This window comes from Pseudomonas sp. B6002 (genome assembly GCF_013385985.1).
Taxonomy (GTDB): domain Bacteria; phylum Pseudomonadota; class Gammaproteobacteria; order Pseudomonadales; family Pseudomonadaceae; genus Aquipseudomonas.
On record NZ_JACAOY010000024.1, the window covers coordinates 30,016 to 48,784 of the forward strand.

Consider the following 18,769-nt stretch of genomic DNA (forward strand, 5'->3'; position numbering starts at 1 on the left):
CTAAGCAAGAGATTGTTCAACAATCGTGAGGTAGTCATGACGCTCAGTTTGTCTTTAGCCGACCAGATCGCCCTGGAGTTGCGTGCCGCTATCATCGGCGGGCGACTGCTGCCGGGGATGGCGCTGGTCGAAGTGGACTTGGTCAAGGTCTACAGCGCATCGCGCAATACGATTCGCGAAGCCTTGCACCGTTTGGGGCAAGAGGGGCTCACCCGTTATGTACGCAACAAAGGCGTCATGGTGCGACGGCTGGAACGGGATGAAGTGCGCGATTTGTTTGTAGTGCGTCGCACCCTGGAATTGCAGGCGATCGCCCAGAGCGACACGCTCACTGAAACACAGTGTGACTGCATGCAGAGCGCCATCGAAGCCACAACGTTGGCCCGAGAGCGTGAGGACTGGCGCGCCGTGGCCACCCACAGCCTGGTGTTCCACCAGCACGTCGTTGGTTTGATGCACAGCCCGTTGTTCGATGAGTTTTTTGCCCAGGTCATCGCGCAACTGCGCCTGGTGTTTTGTGCCGCGCCCGATGAACAACGTTTTCAGTCGCCCTGGCTGGAGCGCGACCGTGAGATCTACACGCTGCTCGCCATCGGTAATAAACCTGCTGCGCAAGAGGCGATGGAGCTGTACTTGCACGATTCCGAGCGCCTTTCGCTGGCCCTGTTTGATCACCCTTGATGGAGGATTGCCCCATGTACAAAGACTATCCAGCCGCTTATCAGGTCAGTAAAGGTTCGTCGTTGCAGGTTGATACAGCGTTTTACGAACGCATACGTGACCGCAAAGACCAGCGCCAACTCATCGAGCAGTTCGAGGTGCCGATTCGCACGGGCAGGGCATGGAAGGTGCCGGCCGGGCATGTGTTTCGTGTCACCACGCCAGTGGGGCCCCAAGTTGGTGACTTCAACGTGTGGAACGCCAATGACCCCCGCGAACGCCTGTGGGCGGCACGCACTCGCCAGTTGCAGGGCGCCCATGTCAGTATCCATGACCGTTTGTGGTCGAACCTGCCGTTTCTGCGTCCGCTGGTGACGATCACCGACGACAGCCTGGCCGGTTATGGTATCGACGAACACGGCGGCCGGCTCCACGATTTACTGGGTACTCGCTGCGACCCCTATGTGAACCGCATGCTCACCGGCGAAGACTTTCACCACCACTGCCATTCCAACCTGACGCGTGCGGTATTGCCCCACGGCCTGACGGAATTTGATGTGCATGACGTACTGAACATTTTCCAATGCACCGGTCTTAACCACGACGATATGTATTTCATGAAGGCGTGCCCGGCGCAGAAGGGTGACTATCTGGAGTTTTTTGCCGAGATTGATCTGCTGTGTGCGTTGTCCACGTGCCCGGGTGGTGATTTATCGCTGCCGATGTGGGGGCCGCAGGCGCAGGACCCGCTGACAGTGTGTCGGCCTTTGGGGGTTGAAATCTACAGGTTGGAAGAGCAATTGCTGAGCGGCTGGAGCCAGCCGGAGCGTGCGGCCTATAAGGGGCAGCATGGGTTGCAGATTGCCAAGGCGGCTTGGGGGTGATTGGGGGAGGGGCTGCTTCGCAGCCCGGCGCGGGGCAAGCCCGCTCACTACAGTGAACGACGTCATTGCAGCGGATCAGCGATCCTGCGCGTCCTTGGCATCCGCCTGGGCGTTGCGCTCGGCCACGCGCTTGCGTTGTTCGTCGGTGAGTTCCACCTTGTTGGCACTGTCACGCAGCATCATCAAACCACCGACGATCGAACCGATCGCGACCACCATAATCAACCACGCATACCACGGCATAAGGCTCTCCTTGAGGCGGATCACCGTGGGAGAATTTTCCCACAGTAATAACTGCTTTGAGCAACAGGCGTTCTGAGTAGTTCATTGTAGGCCTGTTCCGCCTCCTTAACTCAGAGCCCGGTCAACATCGCATCCGCCGGTGCATCGGCGCGGTCTTGCGCAGTCATCTGGAAGTAGACGAACCCCGCCAGCATGAAGCCCAGGAAGATCATCCCGATCAGCGCGTTGAACCACGCCATCGCCACCAGGCACACCACCGCCAGCACCAGCGCAATGCCGGGCACGATCGGATAACCCGGCGCCCGGAAGGTGCGCTCCAGCAATGGCTCGGTCTTACGCAGTTTGAACAGGCTGAGCATGCTCATGATGTACATCACGATGGCCCCGAAAACCGCCATGGTGATCATCGCCGCGGTCAACGTCATGCCGCCCAGGTTGATCAGGCCGTCGCTGTAGATGGCGGCAATGCCGACCACGCCGCCGGCAATGATTGCCCGGTGCGGTGTCTGAAAACGCGACAGTTTGGCGAGGAAGGAGGGTAGGTAGCCGGCGCGGGCCAGGGCGAAGAACTGGCGCGAGTAGCCCAGGATGATGCCGTGGAAACTTGCTACCAGGCCAAACAGGCCGATCCACACGAGCATGTGCAACCAGCCGGAGCTGTCGCCCACCACGGTTTTCATGGCCTGTGGCAACGGGTCATTGATGTTCGACAGCGTGCGCCAGTCGCCCACGCCACCGGCGAAGAACATTACACCCATGGCCAAGAGCACCAGGGTCAGGATGCCGCTGATATAGGCTTTTGGAATGGTGCGCTTTGGATCTTTGGCTTCCTCGGCTGCCATGGCCGCGCCTTCGATGGCCAGGAAAAACCAGATCGCAAACGGAATCGCCGCAAACATCCCGGCAATTGCCGGGGCGCCAAAGGTGTCAGAGCCCGCCCAGCCATTCAGCGCAAAGTGACTGAAGCTAAACGCCGGGGCAACCACGCCCATGAACACCAGCAGTTCGGCGACGGCCAGTACGCACACCACCAGTTCGAAGGTCGCCGCGAGCTTCACTCCGAGGATGTTCAGGCCCATGAATACGATGTAGGCACCCACGGCTGCGTGTTTCGGGTCCAGTGCCGGAAACTGCACATTCAGGTAGGCACCGATGGCCAAGGCAATGGCGGGCGGGGCGAAGACAAATTCGATCAAGGTGGCGAGGCCGGCGATCAGGCCCCCTTTTTCGCCGAAGGCGCGACGGCTGTAGGCAAACGGCCCGCCGGCGTGAGGAATGGCGGTGGTCAGCTCTGTGAAACTGAAGATAAAGCAGGTGTACATGGCCGCGACCATCAGCGAGGTCACCAGGAAGCCCAGCGTACCCGCCACACCCCAGCCATAGCTCCAGCCGAAGTATTCGCCGGAAATCACCAGCCCGACCGCAATGCCCCACAAATGCAGGGTGCCTAAAGTGGGTTTGAGTTGTGTGTTCATCGTGTTGCTCTCCCTGAACCGGTTGGAATTATTCAGGGTGTTGCAGTGGGCATGCCAGCCTGAGAATCATTGTCGTAAAGCGGTGCAACTGTCGCCACGGGGACGGTTTGGCGTTTGAAATTTCCCGTCAATGCACCACGTGAGTGCAGTGTTGGCTCAACTGACGCCATCGCGGGCAAGCCCGGCTCCCACATTGGACCGTGCATATCCTGCTCAAACGCTGTCCAGTGTGGGAGTCGGGCTTGCCCGCGATGAGGGCCTCAAATTCACCACAAATCCCCCTGTAAACCCCGCATAAACCCACTCTTTACGCCGTCTTTACGCCCCACCCATACCCTCGCTCTCGTTCCTTTACGCCACTCCTGCCGACAATTGCCTCACACGCGGCAATCGCCGCACAACGGAGAGACTTCCATGAGCGTTCTGGACGGGGTGTCACTGCTATTGGCCGTGGCGCTGTTCATTTATCTGCTGGTTGCGCTGTTACGCGCGGATCGGAACTAGGAGCTGGCCATGCACAGTTATGACTATTGGCTGATCATTGCCTTCTTCGCCGTGGTGCTGGTGCCCGCGCCGTTCCTGGGGCGGTTCTACTACAACGTGATGGAAGGCCAGCGTACCTGGCTCACGCCGGTGCTTGGCCCGGTGGAACGCGCCTGTTATCGCCTGTCGGGCGTGGATGAGCATCAAGAACAAAGCTGGCAAAAATACACGCTGGCCTTGCTGGCATTTAACCTCGCAGGCTTTGTGCTGCTGTTCGCGATCCTGCTGTTCCAGGACTATCTCCCACTGAACCCGCAGAAATTGCCCGGCCAGGAATGGACGCTAGCCTTCAACACGGCGATCAGTTTCATGACCAACACCAACTGGCAGTCCTACAGCGGTGAGGCTTCCCTGAGCTACCTCAGCCAGATGGTTGGCCTGACCGTGCAGAACTTCGTCAGCGCTGCCACGGGGCTCGCCGTGCTGGTCGCGTTGTGCCGTGGGATTGGTCGCAAGTCCACCAAGACACTTGGCAACTTCTGGGTCGACATGACCCGCGCCACCCTCTACGGCCTGCTGCCGCTGTGCCTGGTGCTGGCGCTGTTCCTGGTGTGGCAGGGCGTGCCGCAAACCTTCGCCCATTATGTGAATGCCGTGACGATGCAGGGCGTGGACCAGGTGATCCCTCTGGGCCCGGCCGCCAGCCAGATTGCGATCAAGCAACTGGGCACCAACGGTGGCGGCTTCTTCGGTGTCAACTCGGCGCACCCGTTCGAAGACCCGACGGCGTGGGCCAACCTGTTCGAAATGGCGGCGATCATCCTGATACCGGTGGCGCTGGTGTTCACCTTCGGCCATTACGTGAAAGACCTGCGCCAGAGCCGCGCCATTCTCGGCTGCATGCTGGCGTTGTTCATCATCGGCGGCGCGACCTCGCTGTGGGCCGAATACCAGCCCAACCCGGCGCTGAGCAACCCGGCTGTCGAGCAGACCGCCCCGCTGGAAGGTAAAGAGGCACGCTTCGGCACCACTGGCACTGTGTTGTGGTCGGTGGCCACCACGGCGGCGTCCAACGGCTCGGTCAACGGCATGCAGGACAGCGTCAACCCGCTCACCGGCATGGTGTCGCTGGTCAACATGATGGTCGGCGAAGTGATCTTCGGCGGCGTCGGCGCCGGCATGTACGGCATGTTGCTCAACGTGCTGATTGCCGTGTTCCTCGCCGGCCTGATGATCGGACGTACTCCGGAATACCTGGGCAAAAAACTCCAGGCCAAGGAAGTGCAGTTGCTGGTGGTGACCTTGCTGGTGATGCCAATTGGCACTCTGGTATTGGGCGCGATTGCTGCCAGCCTGCCTGGCCCGGCCGGTGCCATCAGCAACCCGGGGCCGCACGGCTTCAGCCAACTGCTGTATGCCTACACCTCGGCCAGTGCCAACAACGGTTCGGCGTTCGGTGGCTTCAGCGCCAACACAGCGTTCCACAACCTGATGTTGAGCCTGAGCATGTTGCTCGGTCGCTTCGGTTACATCCTCCCGGTACTGGCCCTGGCCGGCAGCCTGGCGATGAAGAAAACCGCACCGATCGGCCAGAACAGCTTCCCGACCCATGGCCCGCTGTTCGTGACCCTGTTGACCGTGACCATCTTGCTGGTGGGCGGCCTGACCTTCCTGCCGACGCTGGCGTTGGGGCCCATTGCTGAACACTTGAGCATGGGCTTCTAAGGGGATATGAAAATGAATATGCCTGCAAAAAATGCTGCCCCTGTGACCACTCAGGAGTCAGCCAAGACTGCAATCTCCGCCCTGTGGCGCCCGGCGCTGGGCCAGGCGTTCGTCAAGCTGGACCCGCGCCAGTTGCAACGCTCGCCTGTGATGCTGGTGGTCGAACTGACCGCCATCCTCACCACCGTGCTGTGCTTTGTGCCCGACACAGCAGTGCCCACCTATGTTGCGGTGCAGATCGCCGTATGGCTATGGTTCACCGTGCTGTTTGCCAACTTTGCCGAGGCCCTGGCTGAAGGTCGCGGCAAGGCCCGCGCCGACAGCCTCAAGGCCGGTAGCGAAGGCCTGAGCGCACGGCGCAAGGAAGCCGATGGCAGCTTCAAGGTGGTGCCGGCGACCAGCCTGCGCAAAGGCGATGTGGTGCGCGTCGCCGCCGGGGAAATGATCCCCGGCGACGGCGAAGTTATCGAAGGCATCGCGGCGGTCAACGAAGCGGCTATCACCGGTGAATCCGCGCCGGTGATCCGCGAGTCCGGGGGCGACCGTTCGGCCGTCACCGGCAACACCCGCCTGGTATCCGACTGGCTGCTGATCCGCATCACCGCCAACCCAGGCGAGTCGACCCTCGACCGCATGATCGCCCTGGTTGAAGGCGCCAAGCGCCAGAAAACCCCCAACGAGGTCGCGCTGGATATCTTGCTGATCGGCCTGACGCTGATCTTCCTGCTGGTGGTGGTGACCCTGCAGCCGTTCGCCCACTTCGCCAATGGCAGCTTGCCGTTGGTGTTCCTGGTCGCACTGCTGGTGACGCTGATTCCTACCACCATCGGCGGCTTGCTGTCGGCCATCGGTATTGCCGGTATGGACCGCCTGGTGCGCCTCAACGTGATCGCCAAATCCGGTCGTGCAGTAGAGGCGGCGGGCGACGTGCACGTGTTGCTGCTGGACAAGACCGGCACCATCACCTTCGGCAACCGTCGCTGTGCAGCGGTAATCGCAGCACCCGGCGTCAGTGGCCGGGACCTGGCCGAGGGCGCGCTGTTGGCCTCGCTGGCGGACGACACGGCGGAAGGCAAATCCATCGTTGAATACCTGCGTGCCTTGCACCCTCAGGCCGAACCGTCGCTGGACCAACTGACCTCGGTGCCCTTCAGTGCCGAAACCCGTTTGTCCGGTGTCGATTACCAGGGCCGTGTGTTCCGTAAAGGCGCGGTGGATTCGCTGCTCGCTTTCATCGGCCAACAACGTCGTGACTTGCAACCTGCGCTGTCGCGTGAAATCGACAAGATCGCCCAGAGCGGCGGCACCCCGTTGCTGGTGTGTGCCGATGGCAAATTGCTGGGCGCGATCCACCTCAAAGACGTGGTCAAGCCCGGCATCCGTGAACGCTTCGCCGAGTTGCGCAAGCTGGGGATTCGCACCGTGATGGTCACCGGCGACAACCCGTTGACCGCCGCGGCGATTGCCGCTGAAGCCGGTGTGGATGACGTGCTGGCCGAGGCCACCCCGGAGAAAAAGCTCGCGCGCATTCGCCATGAGCAGAACGACGGCCGCCTGGTTGCGATGTGCGGTGACGGTGCAAACGATGCTCCGGCGCTGGCCCAGGCTGACGTCGGCATGGCCATGAACGATGGCACCCAGGCCGCTCGCGAGGCCGCCAACATGGTCGACCTCGACAGCGACCCGACCAAGCTGCTGGATGTGGTGCAGATCGGCAAGGAATTGCTGGTGACCCGTGGCGCGCTCACCACCTTCTCTATCGCGAACGACGTGGCCAAGTACTTCGCGATCCTGCCGGCGCTGTTTGCCTCGATCTACCCACAATTGGGCGTGCTCAACGTGATGCACCTGCAGAGCCCGCAGAGCGCGATTCTTTCGGCCATCGTGTTCAACGCCTTGATCATCGTGGTGCTGATTCCCCTGGCGCTGCGCGGCGTGCGCGTGCAGGCGGCGAGTGCGGCAGCGTTGCTGCGTCGCAACCTGCTGATCTACGGGCTGGGCGGGATTTTGGTGCCGTTCGTGGGCATCAAGGCCATCGACATGCTGCTGACGGCGCTGCACCTGGTGTAACCCTAACTCTCGTAGGAGCCGGCTTGCCGGCGATCGGTCCGACACGGTGCAACTGACCCACCACCATCGCCGGCAAGCCGGCTTCTACAGATCCAATGCGAGGAAGTTGAAATGTCTAACATCATCCGCCCGGCCCTGAGCCTGCTGGTGCTCATGAGCCTGATCACCGGCGTCGCCTACCCACTGGTGGTCACCGGCGTCGCTCAAGTGGCCTTTCCTGACCAAGCCAATGGCAGCCTGGTGCACGACGCCAGCGGCAAGGTGGTTGGCTCCAGCCTGATCGCCCAGGATTTTTCTGGCGACACCTGGTTCCACCCGCGCCCCTCGGCCGGTGCTTTCGCCACCGTTTCCAGCAGTGCCAGCAACTTGAGCCCCAGCAACCCGGCACTGGCGACACGCATCTTCGACGATGCCAACAAACAATTGGTACCCGGCCAGGGCCCCGTGCCCTTGGCCTCGCTGACTACCTCTGGCAGCGGTCTTGATCCACACTTGCCTCCACAGGCGATTGCCTATCAACTGGCGCGAGTGGCTGCCGCACGGAATGTACCGGTGTCGACCTTGCAGCGGTTGCTGGATGAACACATCGAAAGCCCGCTGATCGGGCCTCCGGTGGTCAACGTGCTGGCGCTGAACATGGCCCTGGAAAAGTTGTAGGCAGTGGTGCCGCCATCGCAGGCAAGCCAGCTCCCACAGGGGAATGCATTCCAAATGTGGGAGTCGGGCTTGCCCGCGATGGCGGCCTGACGTTCACCCGATAAACACCTGAAGGAACCCCCGCGCATGAGCGACTCCGGCCGCGCCGATGCCCTGTTAGCCGAACTGCCACGGGATGGTCGTGGCCGGCTCAAAGTCTTCCTGGGCGCTGCGCCCGGTGTGGGCAAGACCTACGCCATGCTCCAGGCCGCCCACACTCAGTTGCGCCAAGGCGTGCGCCTGATCGCCGGCGTGGTCGAAACCCACGGCCGCGCCGAGACCGAAGCCTTGCTGAGCGGCCTGCCGCAACAACCGTTGCTGCGCAGCGAATACCGCGGCGTGATGCTCGAAGAAATGGACCTCGACGGCCTGCTTGCCGCCAAGCCCAAGCTGGTGCTGGTGGACGAACTGGCCCACAGCAACGCCCCCGGCAGTCGCCATGAAAAGCGCTGGCAAGACATCCAGGAGCTGCTCGCCGCCGGCATCAACGTGTTCACCACGGTCAACGTCCAGCACCTGGAAAGCCTCAACGATCAAGTGCGCGGCATTACCGGCGTGCAGGTGCGCGAGACCCTGCCGGACTGGGTGCTGCAAGAAGCCGATGAACTGCTGCTGATCGACCTGCCGTCTCGCGAGCTGCTGGAGCGACTGCGCGACGGTAAGGTCTATGTGCCGGAACAGGCCCGCGCGGCCATCGACGCGTTTTTCACCCAAACCAACCTGATGGCCCTGCGCGAGCTGGCCATGCAAACCGCCGCCGCCCACGTCGACGACGACTTGGCCCAGGGCTATCGCCAACTCGGGCAGGCGGCGCCGGCCGTGCGCGGTCGTTTGCTGGTGGGCGTGGATGGCGATGCGCAAGCCGAACGCCTGGTGCGTCACGCTAGCCGCGTGGCCCAGCGCCGGCATCTGCCGTGGAGCCTGGTGCATGTCGACAACGGCCGGGCGCGGGATGAGCAGTCGCGCCTGCGCCTGCAAAACGCCCAGCAGTTGGCCGAGCGGCTTGGCGGTGAAGTGGTGTTGCTGCGGGCGGGGGAGGTGGCCAAGACGCTGATCCAGCACGCCGCCGAACGCCGCGCCAGCCTGTTGTTGGTCGGGCAGTCGCGGATGCGCTGGCGTCGTCGGCTGTTTGGCGGCGGTTTGGCCGCTCGCTTGTTGCGTAACGCACGCGGCTTGGAAATCAACGTGCTGGACAGCGACGACATCCCCGCGCCGCCACGCTTGCCGGATGTGCGCGGGCTGGTCTGGTTCGACTACGGCCTGGCAGTCGTGGCGACCATCGTGGCCGCGGCGTTGGCCTGGGCGGTGGCCAGTGTGTTGCCGTTGCCGAACATCTCGTTGGTGTTTCTGGCTGCCGTATTGCTGGTGGCGGTGCGCAGCAGCCTGGGCCCGTCCCTGGTGTGCGCCGCGCTGTCATTCCTGACCTACGACTTTTTGTTTATCCCGCCGAATTTCTCCTTCGCCATCCAGCGCGAAGAGGACGTGCTGACCCTGTTGTTCTTCCTGTTGATGGCCGCCCTGACCGGCAACCTCGCCGCACGCCAACGCCGGCAATTGCAGGCACTGCGCGATACCCAGGAAGAAACCAGCGAACTGCTCGACCTGTCGCGCAAACTCACGGCGGCCACCGACCGCCAGGCCGTTATCAGTGCGGCGGCTCATCACCTTGAGGGGTGGAGCGACCTGGACCTGTGCCTGGTCAACCGTGACGGCCAGGGCGGCTGGAAGGTCGAGACCGGTGCCGCATTGAACCTCACCGAAGCCGAGCGCGCCGCTGCCGACTGGGCGTGGCAGCACGATCAACCGGCCGGCATGGGCACCGGCACCTTGCCGTTCGGGCGTTGGTGGTGGTGGCCGTTGTCGGGCGAGGAGGGGCCGCTGGGCCTGCTCGGCGTCAGCCCCAAACCGGGGCTGGAACTGAGCGGCCAGCGTCGCCGTTTGCTGACTGCATTGAGCCAACCGCTGGCCCAGGCGTTGGCCCGGGCGCAGTTGGCACAGGAGCTGGAGTCTGCGCGCCTGCACGGCGAAACCGAGCAACTGCGCAGCGCCTTGCTCGCCTCGGTGTCCCATGATTTGCGCACGCCGCTGACGGCCATGCGTGGCAGCATCGACAGCCTGCTGGCCCTTGGCGAAGCCATACCCCTGGAGGATCGTCGCGAACTGCTGGAAGGCACCCGCGATGAAGCCGAGCGTCTCGATCGCTATATCCAGAACCTGTTGGACATGACGCGCCTGGGCCACGGCGCCCTGAAGTTGGCGCGTGACTGGGTCTCGCCGGGTGACATCGTCGGTAGCGCCCTCGGCCGGTTGCGTGCGGTGCTGGCGCCGTTGCAGGTGAAGGCCGATGTGCCCGTCGAGTTGCCGTTGTTGTATGTCCACGCGGCGTTGATCGAGCAGGCCTTGGTCAATGTGTTGGAAAACGCGGCACGCTTTTCACCCGCCCAGGGCCGCCTGGAGGTGAGCGCCGGGGTCGCCGATGATCAGCTGTTTTTCGCGGTGGCCGATGAGGGGCCGGGTATTCCTGAAGACGAGCGCGCGAAGATTTTCGACATGTTCTACACCGCCGCCCGGGGCGACCGCGGCGGGCAGGGCACGGGCCTCGGGTTGGCGATCTGCCAGGGCATGGTCGGTGCCCACGGCGGGCATATCAGCGTGGCCGATGGCATTGAAGGGCGTGGCACCTGCATCACCCTGTTCCTGCCATTGCCGACCCAGCCTGGCTTGGAACGCGAGGCTTGAGCTACCCTCTTTTCTCCACGGATTTTGATTGGACACCATGAGCCAGACCGCGACGATATTAGTCATTGATGACGAACCGCAGATCCGCAAATTCCTGCGCATCAGCCTGGCCTCTCAGGGCTACAAGGTGATCGAGGCCGGCACCGGCAACGAAGGCCTGGCGCAAGCGGCGTTGAGCAAACCGGATTTGCTGGTGCTCGACCTGGGCCTGCCGGACATGGACGGCCAACAGGTGCTACGCGAGTTTCGCGAGTGGTCGACGGTGCCGGTGCTGGTGTTGTCGGTGCGGGCCAGTGAAGTGCAGAAAGTCGAGGCGCTGGACAGCGGTGCCAATGACTACGTGACCAAGCCGTTCGGCATCCAGGAGTTTCTCGCCCGTGTGCGCGCTTTATTGCGCCAGGCACCGGCCGGGGAGGCCCAGGAAGCGGCGTTGAATTTTGGCCCGCTGACGGTGGACCTGGCCTATCGCCGGGTGCTGCTGGACGGTGTCGAAGTCGCCCTGACTCGTAAGGAGTACGCAGTGCTGGCGCAATTGGCGCGGCATCCGGGGCGAGTGATCACCCAGCAGCAATTGCTCAAGGACATCTGGGGCCCGACCCATACCGAGGACAGCCACTACTTGCGGATCGTGGTGGGGCATTTGCGCCAGAAACTGGCGGATGATCCGACGCAGCCGCGTTTTATCGTGACCGAGGCGGGGGTGGGATATCGTCTGTTAAACGCATAGGTTTGTGGTGTCTGGCCCACCGCTATCGCAGGCAAGCCAGCTCCCACAGAGGTTCGCATTTCGCCACGCGGCACGCGATCAACTGTGGGAGCGGGCTTGCCCGCGAAGAGGCCTTCAGCCACACCAACACGCTCAGCGCTGCTCACTCTCATACCGATCCAACGTATCACTGGCAATTTCCCGTCCCAACGCAATCAACTCCGGCGCCTTGTAGAACTCGAAAAACCGACACACCCGCTTTGGCACGTTGATCAACACATCAGGCGGGTAGCCAGCAATCTTGTACTGCGCCAAAGACGTCTGCATCACCTCGAAACTCTGGTTGATCAGGTCCAGCAGTGACGCCGGCCCCACGTTGTCGATGATGAACGAACCGGTTGCTGACTTGGGCGCGCCGGCTTTTTCCGGCGCGGCGGCGGGTTGCTGGTATTCGGGCTCGGCCGACTCCAGCCACGGGTTGATCTCCGCCGCTTCAGCCTGCAAGGCTTCCTGTTCGAGCTTCATCAGTTGCTCGGCCTGCTTGCGTCGAAAGGGCAGGTGCGAGCCCAGTGATTTGGCCAAGCTGTTGAAGCGGCTTTTGAACGCTGGCGGGCGCTGGATCACCGGCAGATGATAGTGCTTCTGGTTGGTGGCGTTGAGGTTGACCGCGATGATCAGGTCGCAATGGCTCGACACCACCGGCACGATCGGCAGCGGGTTGAGCAGGCCGCCGTCCACCAGCATTCGGTTGCCTTGCATCACCGGCGTAAACAGGCTGGGGATGGCGGCCGAGGCGCGCATGGCCTGGTGCAGGCAGCCTTCCTGGAACCAGATTTCCTGCTGGTTGGTGAGGTCGGTGGCGACGGCGGTGTAGGGGATGCGCAGTTCTTCGATGTTGATCTCACCGACGATCTTGCGGATTTGCCCGAAGACTTTCTCGCCACGAATCGCCCCCAGGCGAAAACTCACGTCCACCAGGCGCAGCACATCCAGGTAATCGAGGCTTTCAATCCAGTTTCGATAGTCGTCCAGCTTGCCCGCCGCGTAGATCCCGCCGACTACGGCGCCCATGGAGCATCCGGCGATACAGGCGATGTCGTAGCCGCGCCGTTCAATCTCTTCGATCACCCCAATGTGAGCGTAGCCCCGGGCCCCTCCGGAGCCCAGTACCAAGGCAACACGTTTTTTCATGGTCCATGTCCTCCCCAAGGCAGGTGCCCACAATGCACCCATTGAGGGGGCGCCTTCAATCTTCGCCTGGGGCGGTAATATTTTTGCTGGCGGGACGCGGTGCTCGGGTATGCTCTGGCGATAGGCGCTTTTGATTTGGGGCTGACAGACAAGGCACTTTTTCTTGTAGGCAACGTCTACAACGTACGACTGTTTTTCTTTATTTGAGGTGTCATCGATGAAAGCCTGGATGTGTGTGCCTGTGATCGTGTTGGCCCTGGCCGGTTGTGCCGGGAAAACCGCGTACCGCGACAGCTGCGGCACGCAACTGGATGCCGCGTGGCATGAGCTGGACCTGGCCAAGGCCGAAGGCTTCGCCGGCACCGTGAGCTACTCTAAGGCCTTGTCCTTGCTGACCGGTGCCAAGACCCAACAGCAATTCGAAGCGTTTGAAGGCTGCTCCAACAAGGCCGAGAAAGCGCGGTTCTATATTCGTGAGTCGCGCGCCGGGCGTTGACCTGTAGCCGTGATCAGGGATTTTCATCGTCAGGGGAGGAAGGGATGTCAGCGCTGGTTGATCAGTTAGTCGCTCAGGTCATTGGCCTGGAAGTAGGGTTACTGAGCTGCCAGGCTCGCCTCGCCGCCGTCACCGACGATGAAGCCTTGCATGACCTGCGCACCACCGTGCGGCGCTTGCGCAGTTTGTTGCGCCCTTTACGGGGGCTGCCAGGTGTCGAGCAGCTAGAGTTGGCGGCCAGCACGGTCGGCCAGATCACCACGCCGCTGCGGGACCGAGAGGTCCTGGCGGCGTACCTGCATCAGCATGGTCATCATGCGGCGGCAGACCGGCGCTTGCGCTTGCAACCCGATGCGTATCGACACGTGGCGCAAAGCCCGGAGTTGGCGCACCTGCTGCTCATCCTGGATGCCTTCCCGCGTTTTATCCGCGCCTCTGAACACCAAAAGCTGCTCAAGGGCCTGCGCCCCCGCATCGAGAAACGCCTGGCCAAGCAATGGCAGAAGCTTGATGAAGCACTCAAGGATCCCGGCCATGATCGTCACCGCTTGCGGTTGCTGATCAAGCGCGTGCGCTACGCTGCCGAGGCTTATCCCGAGTTGGACAAACTCCCTGCCAACGCCATGTCCCGATTGAAAAAAGCCCAGGGTGCCCTCGGTGATTGGCATGACTGCTGGCAATGGTTGGCCCAGGCCGAGCATCAGCCAGACCTGCAGCCCTGTGTTGCGACGTGGCATCGCACCATGGCCAAGGCAGAAGGGCAGGCAGACAGAGTGCTGGAAAAACTCAGCGCCGATTGTTTCTGAAACGGTCCGGTTTTTGGCCGGAATAGGCGCTGTATCGCAAGGGCGCGATGGTTAACATCCCCCCATCTGTTTAGCTGATGTGAGGTCGCCATGCGCTTTAGTGATTTGCTCGACGCCGCCCGTCGCAACCCGCTGGATGTCACCATCCCCGCCGAATGGGCTCAGGGGCGCGCAACCTTTGGTGGCCTGGTCGCCGCACTGCAATACGAAGCCCTGCGTGCTCAGGTACCGGATGGCCGGCCTTTGCGGTCATTGGCCGTCACCTTTGTCGGCCCGGTGACAGCGGATGTTCCCGCCCGCTATCAGGTTGAAGTGCTGCGTGAAGGCAAGGCTGTCAGCCAATTGTTGGGTCGCGTGGTGCAGAACGGTGAAGTGGCGACCCTGGTGCAAGCCAGCTTTGGCGCATCCCGCGAGTCAGAGATTGATGTGGCCAGTGAAGCGCCGCCGACGTTCAAGCATTGGGATGAATGCCAGGAGCTGCCTTACATCAAGGGCGTGACGCCTGAGTTCATGAAACACGTGGCGATGCGTTGGAGCGTCGGCGGGTTGCCGTTTACCGGCAATAAGTCTCGCGACATGGGCGGCTGGGTACGCTTGCGCGGCGACGTGAAGGAAGAACCGTTGACCGAGTCGCACATCCTCGCGTTGGTCGACGCGTGGCCCCCGGCCCTGCTTCCTCACCTGAAAAAGCCCGCGCCCGGCAGCACGCTGACCTGGACCATCGAGTTCATCCAGCCCCTGCAAGAGCTGACGACCCTCGACTGGTGCCAGTACTACGTCAACATCGAGCACGCCCGCGACGGCTACGGCCACGCCGCCGCCGCGCTGTGGAGCCCGACCGGCGAATTGATCGCCATCAGCCGCCAGACCGTGGTGGTCTTCGCCTGAGGCTCAGTGCCGATGGCGCTGCCGCCAGGCACGCCACCAGCCGCCGCTTAATACAAAGCGTGGGAAGGTCACAAACTGCTCGACCACCAGGCGCTGCACCGCATCTTTACGATCACTGAACGGCTCACTGGCCTCGGCTTCCAGGCTGTGGCCATGGCGCTGCAACGCCAGGCCGGCCAGGATGCCGACCACGCCAACAGCGAAACTCGCCAGGCTCAGGCTGAACACGCCCGACACAATTAACAAGAACCCGATGATGAACAGCGGCACGGCAATCAGGTGCAACGCCAGGTTGGTCGGGTGTTGATGGTTTTGTGGGTAGTTACGCCATTGCCAGGCGGGGAGATTGGGGTGACGTTTGCCCATGATGGTGAATCCTCTGTCCGTTGAAACATCTTGGACAGAGTTTAGGCGGGGTGGGACGGGTGGGCGAATTGGGGATGGCTATGGGGGTTATAGAGAGGCATTTTTCATGCCCAAGTGACGCAGTCATGCTCGTCCATATGGATTAGAAGCGTGAGGTGGGTATCGGTTAGCCAGAATGGGTAGCCGGTTGTTTCACCCAAGAGAGATGTAACATCGTGTGCACCACCGACTTGCCAACCTCTGTATTTTGAGTCGCATACCAACAGAATTAGATTGTTTTCGCTAAAGAGCGCTTTTTAAAAGTCCTCATCATTGCCTCTGATGTAAACATTTGGGTTGATCAATGAAATGTCCTTAGAGTTGAATTCGATTAAAGAGTGTTTGTTGGCGGCTTTAAAGTGAAGTTGGCCGTCTTTTTTTGTTATTTCTACTGCGAAAGTATCTCTGTTTGGTATGTTGAGTATTTTTAGATCGCTAATTTCATAGCAGTCAATGCCGAGCCTGCAGACGTTGTAGCCCTTGTCTTTCCATTTTTCCGGTAGGACATCCGGAAACTCAGGTATGTCAAATCCAATTCCCAGTCTCGGTCGGTCATTGTCTATTTGTAAAGAGAAGACAGAGATATCACCTATCTCGACAGGCCGGCTGAAGATTTTTTCAAAAAAAACATTCTTATTTATTTCGTTCCAGTATTTCATTGTTGTTTCCTAAAGTAATAGTGTGTTTTTGCACCGGTAACCTTTCCGTTTCGAGGATACTCAATAGATCTTAAGTTAAAATGTGTTGTTTGGTCTCCTACTCCATCAGGTCTATTGAATTTATGCCCGGCAGAGTGATCTTGGATGAGAACTTGTGTGCCGTTTTCTCTTGTAAATTGATAAACCCTTGTCTCAATGGGTTGACCAGCAGCATCCAATATTTTTTTATCACTTTTATCGGTCATGTTTTCTATTTTGTACTGTGTCGTTTGCCCTGAAATTGGATGAGTCATTACATCTGGACTTTGATTCATCGGTATACCGGCGTCCCTTTTAGCTTGTCTGAAAGCTCCCTTACGCGATACGCCAGGGACGCTCGGTTCAGTAGACTTTGAGCAAGCAGGATTTTTCCCTATTGAGCCAGGGCAATTCGCGTTAAGGCCTAATGGATCCACCCATCCCGTAGGATTGGGCACGTACTGGTACGTGTTGATCCCACCCGCCAGCTTCACCGGGTCCGGTGTCAGGTAGCGACCCAGATCCGGATTGTAGTAGCGATGCCGGTTGTAGTGCAGCCCGCTTTCCTGATCGAAGTACTGGCCCTGAAAACGCAGCGGGTTGTCGACTTTTCCGACGTCCAGGCGACTGATTTCGCCGTACGCGCGGTAGTGGGCAGACCAGACGATTTCGCCGTTGGGGGCGGTGAGTTCTTGTGGGGTGCCGAGGTGGTCGAGTTGGTAGTGGAAGGGCTTGGTTTGTTTGGGGCCAAAACCTTCCAGTAAAGCCAAGGGCCTGAAGCTACCGGGTTCGTAGAGGTAGCTGCGATGACGGTCTTTGTGGTGCTCGGCAATCAGCTTGTCGCCTTGCCAGAAAAACTCCGTGGTTATGTCATCAACGGTTTTGCTGATCCGCCGTCCAAATGGATCGTATCGGTAGCTGGCGGTCTGCCCATTGGGTTGAGTGATGCCAACCAGCCGATGCTGGCAGTCATAACGGTACTCGGTGACCAGTGCGTGCCCACGCCCACTCCGCTCACGGATCAAGTTTCCAAAAGCGTCATAGTCGTAATGCCGGTCCCCTTGGATCATCAGCCGATTGCCCGCCACGATGTCCGGGCCGGGGCGGTTTTGCATGAGCAGGTTGCCGGCCGGGTCGTGGGAGAAGCGTTCTTGCAGGTCTTGGGAGTGGTCGGCGCGGGTGAGGCGGTTCAGTGGGTCGTAGGTGTAGTCGTGCTGGCCCTTGCGGGTGTCGAGCAGGCGGGTGAGGTTGCCGGATTTGTCGTAGGTGTAATGGCGTGCGTAGAGGTGGTGCTCCTGCTGGGTGACGGTGTGGGCGTGCAGGCGTTGTTGGTCGTCGTAGTAGTAGTGGCTGAGCAGTTGGCCCTGTTGGCGTTGGTGTTCCTGGCCGGCGTTGAACAGGTGGGAGGTGAGGACTTCACCATTGAGTTCGACGGTGGCGAGGTGGCCGCCCTTGGCATGATTAAAAACAAGACGGTTGTTGTCGGGCAGGCGCAGGTGCTGGAGTTGGCCACAGGCGTCGTAGCCATAACGCAAGGTGCCCCACCCTTGGTGTTCGGCGGTGAGGCGGTTTTGGTTGTCGTACTCGTAGGCTAAAGCCCAGTGACCGTCCTCGACACCGAGGAGGTTGCCTTGGCGGTCGTAGGTGTAGTCGACGGTTTTGCCGTTGGGGAGGGTTTTTCGTACAAGGCGGCCGGCGTGGTCGCGCTCGTAGCGGGTAACCAGCTGACTGCCGTCGTCGCCGTGTTCGGTCTTTTCCTGCAGGTTGCCGTTGAGGTCGTAGACGTAGGCCGTGCGTTGGCCATCAAACCCTATCTCCTGCTGGATCAGGCCATTGGGGTGATACTGCAATCCGTAGGTTTCACCGACTTCATTTTCGATCTCAGTCAGCAACAACCGCGCATTGTCGTAGCGATACTTGACCTGGGTGCCGTCCGCGTTGATGCGCCGACTGATCAGATGCAGCCCATCCGCATACTCGTAGCGGGTAACGCGGCCTAACTCATCCCGCTCAGCCGTGATTTTTCCATAAGGGTTGTAGCTGTATTCCCGCGCTGCTCCCCCCGGCAACACCACCCGAACCAAGCGCCCAACGCTGTCCCACTCATACTGGGTCAGCGCGCCATGCTCATCCTCCCGCGCCACCTGGCGGCCAAGGTCGTCATAGCGATATCGCCTGATCCCACCTTCCGGCAGATGCTCCTCAAGCAACTGCCCCCGCTCATTCCACACCAATCGCTGACAACTGTTATCCGGAAACCAAACCCCCGTCAGCTGCCCATATTTGTTGTAGCTGTAGTCGGTGCTGTGGCCTTCAGGATCAATCCTGCGGGTGATATCGCCCCTGTCATTACGCTCATATTTCCAGACCGCCTGACCGCGCCTTACAACCCGTACGAATCCGTTGTCATGCTCGTAGGAGGTCGGCTCGTCGTCCCCCGGAAACAGCGCCACCAAACGCCCAGCTTCGTCGTACTGATAGGCCGTGATCGCGCCCAGCGGGTTCTGCTCAACCGTCAGCCGGCCTTTGTTATCGTAGGATTTGAAGTGCTCGGCGCCGTCCGGATCAACACGCTGCACCAGCCGCGCACGCTCGTCATGCACATAGACTTCCTGGCTGCCATCG

17 protein-coding genes are annotated in these 18,769 nt (G+C 60.8%); 11 read left to right on the plus strand and 6 right to left on the minus strand.

Annotated elements, in window-relative coordinates; all coding sequences use genetic code 11:
* The first annotated feature begins 36 nt into the window (after positions 1-36).
* Positions 37-681: a GntR family transcriptional regulator gene (locus HX792_RS24970; protein WP_176998579.1), complete on the plus strand. Its 645-nt coding sequence runs from the start codon at positions 37-39 to the stop codon at positions 679-681.
* 14 nt (positions 682-695) lie between these two features.
* Positions 696-1,544, plus strand: coding sequence for a DUF1989 domain-containing protein (locus tag HX792_RS24975; RefSeq protein WP_176998580.1), 849 nt, complete (start codon positions 696-698; stop codon positions 1,542-1,544).
* Positions 1,545-1,619: 75 nt separating this feature from the next.
* Here HX792_RS24975 and HX792_RS24980 read toward each other — a convergent pair whose 3' ends face one another.
* A complete protein-coding gene (locus tag HX792_RS24980; RefSeq protein ID WP_003172675.1) occupies positions 1,620-1,787 on the minus strand; it encodes a DUF2897 family protein in 168 nt (55 codons plus the stop codon).
* Between the two features lie 110 nt (positions 1,788-1,897).
* Entirely contained in the window at positions 1,898-3,262 is a 1,365-nt protein-coding gene (gene eat, locus HX792_RS24985; RefSeq protein WP_176998581.1) for an ethanolamine permease, read from the minus strand.
* A gap of 414 nt (positions 3,263-3,676) precedes the next feature.
* On the opposite strand from eat, the gene kdpF reads away from it, so the two are divergent.
* The 6 genes from kdpF (at position 3,677) to HX792_RS25015 (ending at position 11,702) form a co-directional block, all read left to right on the plus strand.
* Complete coding sequence (gene kdpF, locus HX792_RS24990) at positions 3,677-3,766, plus strand: K(+)-transporting ATPase subunit F (protein WP_003218754.1); 90 nt, start codon at positions 3,677-3,679, stop codon at positions 3,764-3,766.
* 9 nt (positions 3,767-3,775) lie between these two features.
* The gene (gene kdpA, locus HX792_RS24995) at positions 3,776-5,470 is read left to right on the plus strand and encodes a potassium-transporting ATPase subunit KdpA (protein WP_176998582.1); all 1,695 of its coding nucleotides are present in this window, start codon (positions 3,776-3,778) and stop codon (positions 5,468-5,470) included.
* Between the two features lie 12 nt (positions 5,471-5,482).
* Complete coding sequence (kdpB, locus tag HX792_RS25000) at positions 5,483-7,540, plus strand: potassium-transporting ATPase subunit KdpB (RefSeq protein ID WP_371319380.1); 2,058 nt, start codon at positions 5,483-5,485, stop codon at positions 7,538-7,540.
* 111 nt (positions 7,541-7,651) lie between these two features.
* On the plus strand, positions 7,652-8,197 hold the full coding sequence (gene kdpC / locus HX792_RS25005; RefSeq protein ID WP_176998584.1) for a potassium-transporting ATPase subunit KdpC: 546 nt from the start codon (positions 7,652-7,654) through the stop codon (positions 8,195-8,197).
* Positions 8,198-8,323: 126 nt separating this feature from the next.
* Positions 8,324-10,975: a sensor histidine kinase KdpD gene (locus HX792_RS25010; protein WP_176998585.1), complete on the plus strand. Its 2,652-nt coding sequence runs from the start codon at positions 8,324-8,326 to the stop codon at positions 10,973-10,975.
* Between the two features lie 37 nt (positions 10,976-11,012).
* Positions 11,013-11,702, plus strand: coding sequence for a response regulator (locus tag HX792_RS25015; RefSeq protein WP_176998586.1), 690 nt, complete (start codon positions 11,013-11,015; stop codon positions 11,700-11,702).
* 132 nt (positions 11,703-11,834) lie between these two features.
* Here the strand turns inward: HX792_RS25015 and HX792_RS25020 are convergent, their stop codons facing one another.
* Positions 11,835-12,872, minus strand: a complete 1,038-nt coding sequence (locus HX792_RS25020; protein WP_176998587.1) for a patatin-like phospholipase family protein — start codon at positions 12,870-12,872, stop codon at positions 11,835-11,837.
* Between the two features lie 217 nt (positions 12,873-13,089).
* Here HX792_RS25020 and HX792_RS25025 point away from each other — a divergent pair, with 217 nt between their 5' ends.
* From HX792_RS25025 to HX792_RS25035, 3 genes are all read left to right on the plus strand, one after another.
* Complete coding sequence (locus HX792_RS25025) at positions 13,090-13,368, plus strand: hypothetical protein (protein ID WP_010176194.1); 279 nt, start codon at positions 13,090-13,092, stop codon at positions 13,366-13,368.
* A 44-nt stretch (positions 13,369-13,412) separates the two neighbouring features.
* Entirely contained in the window at positions 13,413-14,174 is a 762-nt protein-coding gene (locus HX792_RS25030; protein WP_176998588.1) for a CHAD domain-containing protein, read from the plus strand.
* Between the two features lie 90 nt (positions 14,175-14,264).
* Positions 14,265-15,062 carry an acyl-CoA thioesterase II gene (locus HX792_RS25035; RefSeq protein WP_176998589.1) on the plus strand — a complete coding sequence of 266 codons (798 nt, stop codon included), beginning with the start codon at positions 14,265-14,267 and terminating at the stop codon, positions 15,060-15,062.
* A 3-nt stretch (positions 15,063-15,065) separates the two neighbouring features.
* Here the strand turns inward: HX792_RS25035 and HX792_RS25040 are convergent, their stop codons facing one another.
* The 3 genes from HX792_RS25040 to HX792_RS25050 form a co-directional block, all read right to left on the minus strand.
* Positions 15,066-15,428, minus strand: a complete 363-nt coding sequence (locus tag HX792_RS25040) for an Mpo1-like protein (protein ID WP_010211905.1) — start codon at positions 15,426-15,428, stop codon at positions 15,066-15,068.
* Positions 15,429-15,724: 296 nt separating this feature from the next.
* A complete protein-coding gene (locus HX792_RS25045) occupies positions 15,725-16,126 on the minus strand; it encodes an Imm50 family immunity protein (RefSeq protein ID WP_176998590.1) in 402 nt (133 codons plus the stop codon).
* On the minus strand, positions 16,123-18,769 hold a 2,647-nt coding region (locus HX792_RS25050), incomplete at its 5' end, for an RHS repeat-associated core domain-containing protein (protein WP_176998591.1). The genes HX792_RS25050 and HX792_RS25045, both read right to left, overlap by 4 nt.

Bases quoted from the DNA above. Each gene is read 5' to 3' on its own strand.
- kdpF (WP_003218754.1), top strand. From the start codon at position 3,677: ATGAGCGTTCTGGACGGGGTGTCACTGCTATTGGCCGTGGCGCTGTTC.
- HX792_RS25045 (WP_176998590.1), bottom strand. From the start codon at position 16,126: ATGAAATACTGGAACGAAATAAATAAGAATGTTTTTTTTGAAAAAATC.
- HX792_RS25015 (WP_176998586.1), top strand. From the start codon at position 11,013: ATGAGCCAGACCGCGACGATATTAGTCATTGATGACGAACCGCAGATC.
- HX792_RS25020 (WP_176998587.1), bottom strand. From the start codon at position 12,872: ATGAAAAAACGTGTTGCCTTGGTACTGGGCTCCGGAGGGGCCCGGGGC.
- HX792_RS25040 (WP_010211905.1), bottom strand. From the start codon at position 15,428: ATGGGCAAACGTCACCCCAATCTCCCCGCCTGGCAATGGCGTAACTAC.
- HX792_RS25030 (WP_176998588.1), top strand. From the start codon at position 13,413: ATGTCAGCGCTGGTTGATCAGTTAGTCGCTCAGGTCATTGGCCTGGAA.
- HX792_RS24970 (WP_176998579.1), top strand. From the start codon at position 37: ATGACGCTCAGTTTGTCTTTAGCCGACCAGATCGCCCTGGAGTTGCGT.
- eat (WP_176998581.1), bottom strand. From the start codon at position 3,262: ATGAACACACAACTCAAACCCACTTTAGGCACCCTGCATTTGTGGGGC.
- HX792_RS24980 (WP_003172675.1), bottom strand. From the start codon at position 1,787: ATGCCGTGGTATGCGTGGTTGATTATGGTGGTCGCGATCGGTTCGATC.
- kdpA (WP_176998582.1), top strand. From the start codon at position 3,776: ATGCACAGTTATGACTATTGGCTGATCATTGCCTTCTTCGCCGTGGTG.
- HX792_RS25025 (WP_010176194.1), top strand. From the start codon at position 13,090: ATGAAAGCCTGGATGTGTGTGCCTGTGATCGTGTTGGCCCTGGCCGGT.
- HX792_RS25035 (WP_176998589.1), top strand. From the start codon at position 14,265: ATGCGCTTTAGTGATTTGCTCGACGCCGCCCGTCGCAACCCGCTGGAT.
- kdpB (WP_371319380.1), top strand. From the start codon at position 5,483: ATGAATATGCCTGCAAAAAATGCTGCCCCTGTGACCACTCAGGAGTCA.
- kdpC (WP_176998584.1), top strand. From the start codon at position 7,652: ATGTCTAACATCATCCGCCCGGCCCTGAGCCTGCTGGTGCTCATGAGC.
- HX792_RS25010 (WP_176998585.1), top strand. From the start codon at position 8,324: ATGAGCGACTCCGGCCGCGCCGATGCCCTGTTAGCCGAACTGCCACGG.
- HX792_RS24975 (WP_176998580.1), top strand. From the start codon at position 696: ATGTACAAAGACTATCCAGCCGCTTATCAGGTCAGTAAAGGTTCGTCG.